Source organism: Bartonella callosciuri, from assembly GCF_014203215.1.
Classification (GTDB): Bacteria; Pseudomonadota; Alphaproteobacteria; order Rhizobiales; family Rhizobiaceae; genus Bartonella; species Bartonella callosciuri.
The window spans coordinates 353,549-368,030 of the sequence record NZ_JACHIM010000002.1; the positions used below are offsets into that span (position 1 = coordinate 353,549).

The 14,482-nt window shown below is 37.8% G+C and carries 10 protein-coding genes and 1 pseudogene; 4 read left to right on the plus strand and 7 right to left on the minus strand.

What is annotated here, in order from left to right; translation table 11 throughout:
• The first annotated feature begins 51 nt into the window (after positions 1–51).
• The gene (gene gmk, locus HNQ69_RS03415; RefSeq protein WP_183228698.1) at positions 52–717 is read left to right on the plus strand and encodes a guanylate kinase; all 666 of its coding nucleotides are present in this window, start codon (positions 52–54) and stop codon (positions 715–717) included.
• Positions 718–765: 48 nt separating this feature from the next.
• On the opposite strand, the gene rsmA is transcribed toward gmk, so the two are convergent.
• The 6 genes from rsmA to lptF form a co-directional block, all read right to left on the minus strand.
• Positions 766–1,596 (minus strand): 16S rRNA (adenine(1518)-N(6)/adenine(1519)-N(6))-dimethyltransferase RsmA, encoded by an 831-nt coding sequence (gene rsmA / locus HNQ69_RS03420; protein WP_183228674.1) that lies wholly within the window; start codon positions 1,594–1,596, stop codon positions 766–768.
• Complete coding sequence (gene pdxA / locus HNQ69_RS03425; protein ID WP_183228675.1) at positions 1,587–2,600, minus strand: 4-hydroxythreonine-4-phosphate dehydrogenase PdxA; 1,014 nt, start codon at positions 2,598–2,600, stop codon at positions 1,587–1,589. Before pdxA ends, rsmA begins: the two co-directional genes overlap by 10 nt.
• On the minus strand, positions 2,600–3,556 hold the full coding sequence (locus HNQ69_RS03430; protein WP_183228676.1) for a SurA N-terminal domain-containing protein: 957 nt from the start codon (positions 3,554–3,556) through the stop codon (positions 2,600–2,602). The genes pdxA and HNQ69_RS03430 overlap by 1 nt, the downstream gene beginning before the upstream one ends.
• A 102-nt stretch (positions 3,557–3,658) precedes the next feature.
• Positions 3,659–6,025: an LPS assembly protein LptD gene (locus HNQ69_RS03435; RefSeq protein WP_183228677.1), complete on the minus strand. Its 2,367-nt coding sequence runs from the start codon at positions 6,023–6,025 to the stop codon at positions 3,659–3,661.
• Positions 6,026–7,117 carry an LPS export ABC transporter permease LptG gene (gene lptG / locus HNQ69_RS03440; RefSeq protein WP_183228678.1) on the minus strand — a complete coding sequence of 364 codons (1,092 nt, stop codon included), beginning with the start codon at positions 7,115–7,117 and terminating at the stop codon, positions 6,026–6,028.
• Positions 7,114–8,304: an LPS export ABC transporter permease LptF gene (gene lptF / locus HNQ69_RS03445; RefSeq protein WP_183228679.1), complete on the minus strand. Its 1,191-nt coding sequence runs from the start codon at positions 8,302–8,304 to the stop codon at positions 7,114–7,116. The genes lptG and lptF overlap by 4 nt, the downstream gene beginning before the upstream one ends.
• Positions 8,305–8,708: 404 nt before the next feature.
• Between lptF and HNQ69_RS03450 the strand changes: the two genes are divergently transcribed.
• Both HNQ69_RS03450 and HNQ69_RS03455 read left to right on the plus strand, forming a co-directional pair.
• Complete coding sequence (locus HNQ69_RS03450) at positions 8,709–9,155, plus strand: DNA polymerase III subunit chi (RefSeq protein WP_183228680.1); 447 nt, start codon at positions 8,709–8,711, stop codon at positions 9,153–9,155.
• 167 nt (positions 9,156–9,322) lie between these two features.
• Complete coding sequence (locus tag HNQ69_RS03455; protein ID WP_183228699.1) at positions 9,323–9,586, plus strand: hypothetical protein; 264 nt, start codon at positions 9,323–9,325, stop codon at positions 9,584–9,586.
• Here the strand turns inward: HNQ69_RS03455 and HNQ69_RS08310 are convergent.
• Positions 9,583–10,873: pseudogene (locus HNQ69_RS08310) on the minus strand (MFS transporter). The gene HNQ69_RS03455 and the pseudogene HNQ69_RS08310 sit on opposite strands and share 4 nt — an antisense overlap.
• Before the next feature lie 550 nt (positions 10,874–11,423).
• On the opposite strand from HNQ69_RS08310, the gene HNQ69_RS03465 reads away from it, so the two are divergent.
• A partial coding sequence (locus tag HNQ69_RS03465; RefSeq protein WP_183228681.1) for a pertactin-like passenger domain-containing protein occupies positions 11,424–14,482 on the plus strand: 3,059 nt, incomplete at its 3' end.

The window sequence follows — 14,482 nt, forward strand, 5'->3', positions numbered from 1 at the left end:
AACATATTATTGAAGTTTTGAAGCAAAATTTAAAAAAAGTAGAGCGGTATGATAACATTCTTTAAGAATGAGTTGCGTGCTAAAAAAAGAGATAAACGTCGCGGTTTTTTATTTATTCTCTCTTCACCTTCAGGAGCTGGTAAATCAACACTTTCTCGGCTACTTCTGCAAGATGGGCAGTTAGAGCTCTCCATAAGTATGACGACACGGAAAAGACGTCCTAGTGAGGTGGATGGTCTTCATTATCATTTTATTTCAAAACAAGAGTTTGAACGCAAGCGTGATAATCATGAATTTATTGAATGGGCAGAAGTTCATGGAAATTATTACGGAACTTTACGTGAAAGCGTTGAAAGTGCATTGGGTACTGGTCGAGATATGTTATTTGATATTGACTATCAAGGAACAGATCAGCTTCAAAAAAAGATGCCAGGGGATACTGTATCTGTTTTTATTCTTCCACCGTCAATGAAGGAACTTATTTCGCGGTTAAATCGTCGGGCAGAAGATAGTCAGGATATCATTAATTTGCGATTGAAGAATGCACGAACGGAAATGCAGCATTGGTGTTCTTATGATTATATTGTTATTAATGAAGATTTAAATCAGTCTGTATCGCTTATTAAATCGATTTATTTGGCTGAAACAGCAAAACGCGAACGATGCTCTTTCCTTGAATCTTTTATTGATGGGCTTATTGCTGAAAAGGTTGATTAACATCTCTATTATTTTAAAAAGAGACAGTGAGCAAAAAGTTGCATTTTTTTAGATCACCAAATTAGCTAAAGTGACAAATTCGGAAATTGAGAGCGTTTCAGCTCGGCGTGTTCCATCAATGTCCGCTTGTTCTAAAAGAGTTTCACCTCCAATATTTTTGAGGTTTTGACGAAGCATTTTTCGTCTTTGTCCAAAAGCAGTTTTTGTTACAAAACTTAATTTTTGTGCAGAGCAGGGGAGAGGTTGTGTTCGCGGAATAATATGAACAACAGAAGAAGTTATTTTGGGTGCTGGTATGAAGGCTTGAGGAGGCACATCAAAAGCAATTTTGGCATTGGTCCGCCAGCCGGTTAAAACACTAAGACGTCCATAATGTGCGGATTGAGGTTTGGCGATAATACGTTTGGCAACCTCACGTTGAAACATCAATGTCATTGATTCATAAAAAGGAGGCCATGGTTCAGCCAAAAGCCAGTTTAATAAAAGTTGTGTTCCAATATTATAGGGAAGATTTGCAATAATGCGTGGTTTTTCTGGAGATGTTTCAAAGAGTTTTGAGAAGTCTTGCTTTAGTGCATCATTACAAATGAGTTTTAGTTTTTGCGGATAGTGCTTTTCTATCTCTAAGAGAGCCGGTATACAACGCTCATCACACTCTATCGCTGTTACAATAGCACCTTTTGCAAGCAAAGCGCGTGTGAGACCTCCAGGACCTGGGCCCACTTCAATAACAGGTTTTCCTTCTATATTTCCTGCTTGATGAGCAATTTTAGATGTTAAATTAAGATCGAAAAGGAAATTTTGACCTAAGGACTTATACGCTTGCAATCCATATGTATCAATTACCTCACGAAGAGGAGGTAGATTATCTATTGGCATGGCATCAAACTATTTTCCGCAAGTTGGTTTGCAAGTTTAAGAGCAGCAATAAAGCTTTCGGGCGAGGCAATCCCTTTATCAGCAATATCAAAAGCAGTTCCGTGGTCTGGCGAGGTTCGAATAAAAGGGAGTCCTAAAGTAATATTAACACTGGTGTTAAAGTCTAATGTTTTAACAGGAATAAGAGCTTGATCATGATACATGCAAAGGGCAACATCATATGTCTTTCTTGCACGTTCATGAAACATTGTGTCAGCAGGCAGCGGACCTACAATATTAAGTCCTTTCTTTTTAAGATATTCAATAGTGGGAGTGATAATTTCAATATCTTCTTTTCCCATTGCACCTTCTTCTCCAGCATGAGGGTTAAGTCCAGCAACAGCAAGACGGGGTGAAGTTATGCTAAATCGTTTTCTTAAGTCGTGTTCAGTAATGAGGGCCGTTTGAATGATGAGTTGACGGGTGAGGTGTGAAGGAACTTTTTTGAATGGAACATGAACAGTAATCGGTACTGTTTTTAATAGAGGTCCTGATAACATCATAACTGGATGATAACGTTTACCCGAGATTTGATAGGCCAAATCGGCTAAAAATTCTGTATGACCTGGAAACTCAAACCCAAAATCATAAAGGTTCTTTTTTGCAATAGGACAAGTAACCATTGCAGACGCCTGTCCGCTTTGAATCAACTGAACTCCACGTTTAATCGCTTCAATTATTCCAGCAGCATTTTTGGGTGAAGGAAAACCTAATTGATCGCTTTGCCGGTTTTTTAATGGTATTACAGGAAGAGCGGCTTGAAAGTTTTTGACAGGATTATTTGTTAAAACACATTCTACCTCAACATCGATTTGTAAAAAATGAGCACGCGAACGAATAATATCTGGATCAGCAAGCAAAGCAAAAGGCGGGACTTGACGTGTAATACGCAAATTCCATGCTTTTAGTGCTATTTCAGGACCAATTCCAGCAGGATCACCACTACTAACGACAAGTGTAGTCATTATGAGTTTTGAATATGCGCCACTTGGCGCAACTCTTCTAAATATTTCTCGCTTAATTCTTCAAGTTTCTGCGGGCTTTTTTGTTTATTATCGTCAATGGAAAATATAAGTCGTGCCACGTAATCGTCAGAGACTCTTTTTATGTTGCAGACAGCAAGTGCTTCAATTCCATCAGATGTTTCTTGCAGTTGAGTCATTTTTCCAGCAGGCGTTGCAAGGATAGCTTTTTCCCATGCACTGGGAAGCTGGGGTTCAAGAAACTTTCCTAGGTTATGGATAGTAACATCTAAAATGCCTCTTGCTTGGTTTTGAGCGTTAGCACATCCTTGGAAATGAGCACGGAAATTATTTGCTTCTCTCTGGCGCCTTTCAAAGATTTCCGAACGACGATGCTCAGGAATGACAAAAATAATTCGCTGTAGTGTATATTCATTGGTTGAAGGTTTAACACCACCATTTTTTAAGATTCTGCGGACAGCTTCCTGTTCAGTAATCATACCCGTTTCAGCTTGATAGCGTGCATTGACAAGACGGCTCCATCCTATTTGTCCACGGATGTAATCTTTAAAATGTTGCACTGTAATGTCACTCTGAATCAGAATCTGGTTAAGTTGATCAAGAGTCATATTATTTTGTGTTGCAAAGTTCTCAAAAGCACTTTCAACCTCATTATTGCTCACCTCAATATTAAGGCGCTTTATTTCAATATTTTTGAGTACTTCATTGACAAGTTCATTTTTAGCTTGCGCAGCAAGATTGCCCTGCTTCTGTTGCAGTTGGAGAAAAGCAGCACGCCTTTGAATATCGTAATTTGTAATAGGATTACCATTGACTGTGACAACAATGACAGTCTGTGCGAAGGCCGGTGCAACTAAAAATTCACTTACTAGCAGGTTGTTTATGCTCAAAGATGTAACACAAAATAAAGCAAGAAGAGACTTTTTGAATTTATTCATGTAAGTAGACCTTCGCATTGTTTATTAATTCTCATTAATTACTTAAAATATACGTTTTTTTCCATAAAAACAACGATAAGTTAAATCACCTATATATTCTTTCTATAAATTTGAGTTTATCTTTTTTCCAATGTCTGCAATTGTACGGAGTGAAAGAGAAAAATTAAAGTTTTGCAAAGGTGTTTTTTTCCCTGGATTAGTTACCTGTTGATAACCGAATGTTAGTCCAAAACACTCATCTGTATAATTCAAACTGATTTCTCGCTTTACGAATGTACCGGAGACTAAATCGTAACCGGCATTGCTGTTAATAGACCAATAATTGGCGAATTTAATACCAGTTTGAAAAGAAATCTCTTGGCGATCTTGTGTATATTCATAATCTTGTTGGCCTGAGATATAGGCATATTGTATAGCTGCTGAAAAATTTTGCCATTTCTGTGATGCTTCGATTTCATTGCGGCGGATTTTTCCTGTTTTTTTGTCAAAACGTCCACGAGATTCCAGCGAAAAACCGCTCTTATGGTTTGCAGCAAACATTGCAACATAGTCTGAACGTGTTGTTTCGAGGCTGGAATGAATGCCTACATTAACAAAGTCCTTTTCTGAAAAAGAATTTTTTCCTGCAAGGTGAAAGGATTGCCCAATAAGACCATAAAGAGACCAATCATTGTTAAGATTTCCAGAATATCTTAGGCCTATATTGGTGCGTGTGCCACCTTCTACACGATCATAACCAGAAAATTTATCACGTTGAAAGAGGGTGGTGGCATCAAATATGAAGCTTTGTGCATCTTCATTAGGGAGTTGTCCGATATATCGTTCATTATTGCGTATAAAAATTTGTGCGGTTGGTTCTATAATATGTGTAGAATTTCCTAACGTAATGAGGAAAGGATACTGTAGTTCTAAGCCGGCAGTTGCCATACCACGAAGTGTTAAGCTACGAAGCGTAAATGAGGAGTCATTCGTTATATAAGCAATATCGTTTTCATGCGCGTTTGTTGTAATGATATCAGCACGTAAGGAGAGAAGAGGGGTTAATATGAGTCCATTATGCATGTTAAAGCGGCTTTTCCACTCTAACGCGTTTGTTAAACGAAAACTATTTCCAGCAATACCAGAAACCTTGGCAGCGTTGAGACGGTTCTCGTTCCAGTCAGTAGAACTAAAGTCAGCATGATGACGATAAATTGATTGCATATTACTATGAAAGGTGAGTTCTCCTTTATAAATTGGTTCATCTGATACGAAAAAATAATCAATGCGAGGGAGTACCCACGCTTGCCGAGAGTGACGTTCATAGGGGGCGTTCAGTATTAAATCTTGAACTTTGAAATGGTAAAAACGCATATCAAAGTAGTTTTTCCCTGCAAGACCATTCAAATAAATCTGAGAAAGTTGTGTAGGATTGTTATAGTTCATAAGTTTATAGGCACGGCTAAAATGTTGATCAGACTGTGCGAGAATATCCCATCCATAAGTCCAGCGTGAATTAATACGAAAATCACCCTTTGTTGCAAGCATATAACGGTTTTGATGGTGTGCATCAATTGTATCATTGTCAAAGTTATGCGGATTCATTTGATAGATATGCGCAAAGCGAATATTGTAATTGCCCGTCTTAAAACGTTGACGCCATTCACCTTCAGTTAAAAGTCCTTGTAGGGTATAGACAGTTGAAGAAAGTGTGAAATCGTAATAGGGAGCGAGATTCCAAAAGTAGGAATTTTTTATACCCATTCCGAGATAATCGGAATAAAAAAAATGCGGTGCAAGAAGACCACTAGAACGCTTCACCGTTGGATCATTGAGTTCAAAAGTAGGAAACTGTAAAATTGGTAAACCAAAAACTTCAAAGCGGCTCTTTTCAAATCGAATTTTTTTTGCAACGCTATTCCATATGATCTTTCTTGCTTTAATCTTCCACAGGACTTCACTATCTGGTTTATAAGAGCAAGCTTCACAGGCTGTATATGTGGCATTTTCGAAGACTGTTATGTGGTTGTTACTGCGTGTAGCACTTTCTGCTGCAAAATGGACATTATTGGCGGTATCAATGTGTAAGGCATTTACAAATCCTTCGCCAAAGTCTTTGGTCATATCAATTTGATTGGAATAAATTTTGTTCCCATCTTTTTGAACAATTTCAACATTTCCTTGCGCTATGATCCGTCCTGTTTTTTGATTGTAAGTGACTTTTTGAGCGATAACTTTATTGCCATCATATTCGATGTGGACATTGCCTCGTGCAGAAACAGTGTTTTCATCACGATTGTAGATGAGTTCATCTGCAGAGAGCAAGAGAGGGCTTATCGGATTTTGGATGCGATTTTGAGCAAGAAGAGTAGGATTTTTAGCGTTTACAGAGTAGGATAAAGATACACCTAAGACAAAGCTCATAACACTTTTTAATAAAAGTACGCTTAATTTTGTCAAAATTACTCTCTTACTTATTGACGCTTTCACTTAGCCATCCTCTTTATGAAGTAAAAAAGAGATTCCCAAAAATAATGCAATAACAACGGGTGTCCAAGCTGCAATAATTGGCGGAAGATACCCGGCGTTACCAAAAGCCTGAACGAGCACAGAAATAACATAAAGCACGAATCCAGCGAATACGCCACCAAGAATCAAGGTTCCAGATTGTCCAAAGCGCGTGAAGTTTAAGGATACAGTTGCCGCAATGAAAGTCATTGCCACAAGCAATGCAGGTAATGCAATCAAAGATTGTAAATACATATCAAAATTATTGGCAGAATAACCAAATGAACGCGCAATCATAATTTTTTTTGGCAATTGGTAAAATGGGATAGTCGCGGGATTTGCTAAACGTTCAGTTAAAAATTCAGGTTTTAGATTAGTTTTTATTTGAAATGTAGTAAACTTTTCAGGAGGGTGCCCTATTTTATGGATTGTTCCGTTTGTTAACAGCCAAGCACCGTTTGTTAATGTTGCCTTTTTAGTATTAATCCAGCTTTTGACTGTTGCATTATCATTGTATTGTACAAAAGTTGCATCGATAAGAGAAAGTCCTTGATCGGTGATAGATTTGGCACCAATAGTTGTTCTCCCTGAATTCGTACTTTGTGTTAACCATGGGATATGCGTGTTATGTAGAGCTGTTAATACACTGTTATTCCGCCATCCAGTCATTATTTTTTCTGCTTGAGAAAATCCCCATGCGGCGAGTGGATTAATAAGAAAGATTGAAAATAATCCAAAAAGCAAAGCTCCAAAACAAGCAGGCATAAGAAATTGCCATGCAGAAATACCAATTGAACGAGTCACAACAAGTTCAAGCTTTCGGTTAAGAGAGATCAGCATTATCATGGCAGAAAAGAGTGCAATAAAGGGAATGAGTTGTTGCATGATAAAAGGGATGCGTAAAACGGAGATGAGAAAGGCATCTTTTATTGTATAATGCGTAAGGTGGGATAGCCGACTAGAGTTTTCTGTAAAGTCGATCAACAGAGCAAGAATAAAAATACCCCCAAAAAAATAACAAGTTGTTTTAAGATAACGTATAAAAAAATATCGCCCAAGCGTCCATCCAATCATGATACTCTATCCGAGGGATTTTGAGATTTTTTGTACCCAAATTTATTTATCATTTTTTGAAAAGCTGTTTGAATAACTTCATTCAGTTTTATGGGGAAGGCAATTTTATGATTCGTTAAGAGCAGGAAAAAAATGAAAATACTCATCCCTATGGGAGTGATATAAAGGAGAGGAATGTATGCAAGATCACTCTTTGCTTTTTCGGCAAAAAAATATCCTATCCAATATACCAGCAAAGATAGAGCAATTGCAGAGAAGCTTGCAGAGTTACGTGCTTGTCGATAGGAGTGTGTATCTCCTGCTGTCGCTAATGCAATTAATGAAAAAACAATTGGATAGAGCCATTCTGTAAGCCTGCGGTGAAGCTCAGCTTTATATTGAAGTGGTTTTCGTTGAAAATAGGGATCCTTTGGATCAGGATTCCGTAAATAAGAAAGAGGGCGATCTTTTGGGTAAATGGTGGGTATTTTATTGTTGGGGATAAATTCACCTAAGCTAAAGATATATGAACTGAACTGAACGATTGAAACGCTGTCATTTTGATGATTGATCCTTTCTATTTCACCGTTATTAAGGACTAGAAAACTGCCGTTTTTATTGCTCATAATTGATGCGTCTTTTGCATAATAAAAAAGGTCAGATTTAGGATCGCGTTGGTCAGCAATAAAAAGACGCCCAAGCATTCCGTTTGGATTGCGTTCACCAATTTCTATGTAAAGGTTCTTGGCTAGTTTTTGGAAGCTGCCTTCACTCATAAAAAGATTAATAAGATCAAAATGAGCGGTTGCTAGCATTTGTCGCATATTAAGACGTGCTTGAGGAACAACAAAATTGGCTATAAAAAAGGAGGCACACGATGCAACAATAGCGAGAAGAAGAATTGGTTTCCAAACAGTACTTTTAGGGAAACCAGAGGCACTGATGATTGCGAGCTCTGAGTCTTGATTCATTGTTGAAAGGGTGCTTGTAATTGCAATCACTAATGCAAATGGAATGACGAGAAAAATAACAGATGGAACCAATGATAGTGAAAATTGTAAGACTGTTAAGAGCGTTTGTTTACTTGTTGTAAGAAAGTTTATTCGTGCAAGGATTTGCACCGTCCAACTAATAGTGATTGCTACAATCATAACAGCACTGAATAATATAAGAATACGCTTCAGGATGTATAACTCAATAATACGCATAGATTAGGCAACATCCTCAGTCTTTAATTAGAAAGCAGATACTTTACACTACGTTGGGTTAGAAAATATAACAAAATTTAAAAATGACCTTTCCCTCTCTCTTGGGCATTTTAATAAGTAAATAATATAAATTTGTTAGCTTCAACCCATTTTTCTATACATTATATCCTATTTTAAACTGTAGTCTACAAAGAAGCTAGAAAACAAACTAAAATAAACCTTTTTATGAACTTAAAATGATGACCTATATTTTTTCTCTTTCATCCCTATGAAAAAAAGATAATACATACAATCAGAAAAATAGGAATCGTTACATCTTAAACCATTTCCTTTTGTGCTGAGGGCATAGAAGCTTCTCCAAAAAGATGTTGGCTTTTTTATAAAGAGTGATAAGGGCTAAGAGGATGGATATTCTTTTCTATCATTTGACACAGTCAAGGCTGGAAGATATTTTGCCAACGCTTGTGGAGCGTGCATTGGCGCGTTTTGGTAAGGTAACAATCCAATGTGTGAGTAAAGAAAAACGCGATGCTATAGATACACGCTTATGGGTTTATGCTGATGAAGCATTTATTGGACATGGAACTGAGTGTGATCAATATCCAAATTTTCAGCCTGTATTTCTTACTACAGGGCAGGAAAATCCGAATGATTCAAAAATACGCTTTCTCATAGAGGGAGCGGTTTGTTCGGATATTAATGTTTATAACCGGCTTGTAGTGATATTTGATGGTCGAAGCGATGAGCAATTAAATCTTGCCCGTGCACAGTGGAAAAAATATAAAATGGAAAATCATAATTTAACGTATTGGCAGCAGACTGAAGATCGCGGTTGGGAAAAACAGATTTGATGCGTATAATGTCTGTTATTTTGATTTTATAGGATTTATAGAAATAATGAATACAGCACGCCTTATCGCGAAATGATCAGGAGAGGAGCGTTGGGTTCTTGTTGTGATTTTTCTTTGGGAGTCTTAAAGATATGTCTTACAATCAAAAAAATCGAACGGCACTGATGATGATCAGTGATCGGATTTTACTTATCTTATGGGCTGTAATGTTGGCTTTTTTTTGCGTTTCATGGTTGGGTACAACGCATATTTTATCACAAATCTTTCCTATTGTTTATATTAGCAATATCGCGGATATATTGTTCTTTTTTCTTAGTGCACTGTTTGCTGGAATATTGTGGTGGCGTGTGCCACAACCCATGTCTTTAAAAATGAAAATGGCGGCATTTTTGCCGCCAGTATTTGTTTTATTCTTCTTTATTGCGTTTTAATTGGATATTTCATCATCTGTAAATCCAACAAAACAAAGCAATGAAATAAAAGAAGCAAGAAGCAAATAATAGCCGATATATGAAGTATCAAAGTGTTGTACCAGATGTTCTGCAATATAAGGTGCGAGAGATGCACCTACAATACCGGCTAAGTTGAAGGTTATAGAAGAACCAGTATACCGAATTGCTGTTGGATAGGGTGAAGCCAAAACAGCACCGAGAGGACTGTATACCATTCCCATGATCGACAAACCAATTGTAGACATGGCAAGAACTCCTATAATTCCAGAGTTTAAGAAATAAGGAATTGCGAAAGAATAGAGACCAGTCATTATTGTGATCAAAATCATTAAAGTTCTGCGCCTAATACGATCAGCGAGTTTTCCAGTTAGGACAGTAAAAATTCCGCAAAAAATAGCACCAACGATTTCTACTTGAAGAGCCTGATAAAATGATAATTGTAAATAGTTTGTTGAATAGCTTAACAAATATGCAGTGACCAAGTAAAATAAAACAAATGTTGCCATGCCAGCAAATGTCCCAAGAAATAAAATTCGTGGGCATTTTAAAAAGACAATCTATTATAGGAACTTTGACACGCTCTTTACGTTCGAGAGTTTTCTTGAATGCAACTGTTTCGTTAATTGAAAGCCGAACCCATAATCCCACAAACATGAGAACAATTGAAGCAATAAAGGGAATGCGCCATCCCCATGCTATAAGTTCATCATGATCAAGGAAGTGCAACAGACCTAGATAAACAGCAATAGACGAGAACAAACCGATTGGAACGCCTAATTGAGGAAACATCGCATACCAACCACGTTTTTCTGGTGGAGCATTTTCTGTCGCGAGCAGAACGGCTCCTCCCCATTCTCCTCCTAATCCCATTCCTTGCCCAATACGGCATAGAGTTAAGAAGAAAGGTGCCCACCACCCAGCTGTTTCATAAGTAGGAAGAAAACCAATAATAACAGTTGACAGCCCCATGGTGAGAAGAGCAGCGATAAGTGTCGCTTTTCGTCCAATTTTATCTCCAAAATGTCCAAAGATAATTGATCCTAAAGGGCGTGCAAAAAAAGCTGCTCCAAAGATCAGGAAAGATTGTAAAATAGCGAGTTGATCATTTTGCGTTGGAAAAAACACATGAGGAAATATAAGAGCCGCAGCAGTTGCAAAGACATAAAAATCAAAAAATTCAATTGTTGGACCAATAAGACTTGCAAATAAAATTCGACGAGGAGAATTTCTTTTGCTTATATCTTGTATTTCTGAGTTTCTAGCCATGAACAGAATGTCCCTTCCAGTCTATGATAAATCAAATTATGAAATTAATTTTCTATAATTAAATTTCGTATCAGTGTCGAGTCGATATTACTCTGTTTCCAATGCATTGGAACAATACAATATAAGCAGGGATGATTACACTCCAGATTTATCTATATTGAAGACAATAGCGATACCGCTTTAAATAGCAGAGAAGATAGAAATACATTTTTAAACGAAGTACTCTCCTTAAGCGCGTATTGTTGCTCTTTATTTTAGTTGTTTAGGAATCAATCTGATTTTTAGATCAGTGTTTAGTCTTTCAAGAATATTCAAAAAATTTTGTTATGGATGCAATTAAAACACTTTTTAGGTGTATTAATAATACTTTTCATTCTATTGGTTGTGCACTGATTTTAAACAGAGATTGTTGTGTTTCATTAAGTAGAGCTTAAGGCACTGAATGCTTCGTGTACGATGGTTTGTCGTCTTGAAAAACATGAGATTGAGCGGGGGGAAGGTAGTGTTTTTGTATATGCGGATTTTTATTTGAAATCATGGAGTATGAAGGATGCAACGCAAATTAAAGCTAGGTTTTTGGATATTTTTAATGACCAGTAATTTGCTTGTAAAGATCACAAATACAGCTGCAATAGCTGTGTCAAGAGAGAGAGCCTTAACACCAGGAGGTATAAATGAGCAGCTGGGAGAAGTAGACAAAGATTTTACAATAATTAAGGATGGTAAAGTTGAGATTGTCAGGAAGGAAGAAATTTCAAAAGGCACGCTTATCCATAAATATGGGCTACAAAGTGTTGAGTATGGAGGACACACAGAAGATGTTAAAGTTTATGGTGGTGAGCAGAGTGTTTTAGGAGAGGGAAGTTATGCTTATAACTCTGAAGTTCATGGACAAGGTGAAACACCAGGACAACAGAATGTGTATGATGGAGGAGCAGCTTTTTTTACAGATATTATGAGTGGAGGAGAACAAAATCTTAAGACATGGTTTGGAAATGAAGGGGGATTAGCAGTAGATACGAAAGTCTTTGCAGCTGGGGTGCAGAATGTTTTCGCAGGAGGTAAGGCAAACACCGTTACTTTGGAAAATGGAGCTCTTCAAAGAGTCTATGCTGGTGGCCATGTGGAAACTCTAACGATTAAGAGCGGAGCCAATTCATTAGTGTATTCTGGTGCGATATTGCAAGGGGAAGTGCAGGTTAATGGTTCTGGGAAGCTTCATCTCTATGCCGGAGATAAAGGACAGCAAACCACAGCAGAAGAAATTATTTTAAATGGAAAAGAGGCCAAATTATATTCTATTGCTACTGAAGATGATGGCTCGAGCTCTCTGATTCAAAAATTAAGTGGTGATGGAAGTGTTATTTTTATTACTACTTCTCCTACTGATCTCACTAAGTTTAATCCATCCTATTCTCTGCTTCATGTTGATGATCTTTCGGGGAGTATAGATTTCAATTTTAGGGTTAACGCTGCACAGAGATATGGTGATTATCTTGTTATTGAGAAAGGAGCAGGTAATCATACAGTAAGCATCCTGGATTCTGGTGCTGAAATTACAAGTTCTTCCTTCCACTCAGTTAATTTAATTACGGATAAGAGTGGAAAAGCGCATTTTTCTTTTAAAAAACATTCCGGTGAAAAAACTTATGTCGTGGATGGTGGAGCTTACATTTACGACCTAAAACAGAAAGATGGTAAAGAGGGAAAAATTTGGTATTTAGCTGCTGCACAAGAGATCTCTACTCCTTTAACCACTCCATCTCATACACAATTGCCTCTAGTTGGTTCTCTTGGGAAAGAAGAAGATATTAAAGTGTTACAAGATCCTATTGTTAGTTCTTATACAAATAATTTTAGTTTTTATGCAGATGATTTCAGTGTTGGTAGGGATAAATTCGTTCTGGAAAGCTCTATAGTCAACAATGATAGTACAGTTTATGTTTCCGATGATGGAGAGACAGATGGCCCTAAATGGTCCATAAACAATATGGTTGAGGGATCTGGAAGACTCTATGTTGAGGCTGGTGGTTTCAGTAAAAATACGACGGTTATGAATGGTGGTTCTGAGGTTATCGGAGAGCAAGGCATTTCAGAAGCTGCTATTATTTACCAAGGTGGGCGACAAAGTGTCGAAGGGGGAGGTTCTGCATTGAAAGCGGAAATCTACGGCGGTGAACAGTTTATTTTTGGAGATGGTTTTGTAAATGGTGGGATTGTGGTGAGCAGTGCTTATAACACTAAAGTTTATGGTCAAAGTGGAATCCCAGGGGTGCAGAGTGTGTATGATGATGGAATGGCTGTTGGAACAAAAATTATGAACGGGGGGATACAAAATCTTGCTAAATGGTTTCCAGACGATGATGATTTTGCAGAAAAGAGTGGTGGTTTAGCGGTCCATACTGAGGTCTTCGCGGGCGGTATGCAGCGTGTGTTAGCAGGAGGAGAGGCGGATATTGTTACTTTACATAGCAATGCTGTTCAAGAAGTCCATGCTGGCGGTTCTGTCAAAAATCTAACGATTGAAGGTGGAGCCAATTCATGGGTCTTTGCTGGTGCGATGTTAGGAGGAAAAATAACGGTTAATGATTCTGGACGGCTCTACCTTTATGCTGGAAATGATGAGGATCAAACTACAGTAGAAGATATTAATTTAGAGGGTGAAAAGGCTAGGCTATACTCTATCGCTAGTGGATATGAAAACCCAACTACGCACATTCAGAAATTGGGCGGTGTAGGGAGGGTTATTTTTAAATCTGCTGATTCTGATTTATACTACTCTCGGCTTCATGTTGATGAACTTTCAGGGAGTTTACATTTCAAGTTTCATGTCAGCCTTGCAGAAGGAGAGGGTGATTACCTCTTTATCGAGAATGGTAGTGGTTTTCATACAATCAATGTTGTAGATTCTGGTATTGAAATTGTCGATCCTTCTTCAACAAACCTTGATTTAATTACGGATCAAAGTGGAAAAGCGCATTTTACTCTGAAAAAATTTTCTGGTGCAAAAATTGGAAGTGTTGATGGTGGCACCTATGTGTATGGTTTGAAAGAGCGAGAGGATAATAATGAAGGTAAAAAAATTTGGTATTTGTCTGCAGTATTTATTGATAATTTTTCATTTATTAACAATTTGCTGCGTAGCAGGAGCAGATCTCGCCGACATTTAAGCCAAAATCAACCAGTTTCTGTTCTTTCAACTATTTCAGTAGCGGAAAAACACGCTGTTGGTTTGTCGCGTCGAAGAGGATACCCCGGGAACTTGAGTCAAAAACCTCTTTCTGTTGATCCAATTGCATTACCTCTAGAAGATCAGCCTGTTGAAGTTTCACGTCTAGCTTTTTACCATCATGCTTCTGATGAAAAACAGCAGCCTATTGTTGTTTCAGATTCTTTATCGTTAGCTGATCAGATAATTTTGCGTCCAAGCGAACAGGATCAACCTTTTCCCCAATCGAGCCAGGAGCTGTCCGTTGCTCACTTTTTAACCACTCCTTCTACGGATGCGGTGTTGTCAATGTCCGTTGTTCCAGGGCTGGTTTTTCACAATGAGTTACAAACTGTCCGTGTGGGGAGAGGAATTCTAGACAGAAGCCAAAAAAATGCAGC

Coding starts and splice junctions, on each gene's coding strand:
- lptF (WP_183228679.1), bottom strand. CDS start 8,304: ATGCGTATTATTGAGTTATACATCCTGAAGCGTATTCTTATATTATTC.
- HNQ69_RS03430 (WP_183228676.1), bottom strand. CDS start 3,556: ATGAATAAATTCAAAAAGTCTCTTCTTGCTTTATTTTGTGTTACATCT.
- lptG (WP_183228678.1), bottom strand. CDS start 7,117: ATGATTGGATGGACGCTTGGGCGATATTTTTTTATACGTTATCTTAAA.
- HNQ69_RS03450 (WP_183228680.1), top strand. CDS start 8,709: ATGGATATTCTTTTCTATCATTTGACACAGTCAAGGCTGGAAGATATT.
- rsmA (WP_183228674.1), bottom strand. CDS start 1,596: ATGCCAATAGATAATCTACCTCCTCTTCGTGAGGTAATTGATACATAT.
- pdxA (WP_183228675.1), bottom strand. CDS start 2,600: ATGACTACACTTGTCGTTAGTAGTGGTGATCCTGCTGGAATTGGTCCT.
- HNQ69_RS03455 (WP_183228699.1), top strand. CDS start 9,323: ATGATCAGTGATCGGATTTTACTTATCTTATGGGCTGTAATGTTGGCT.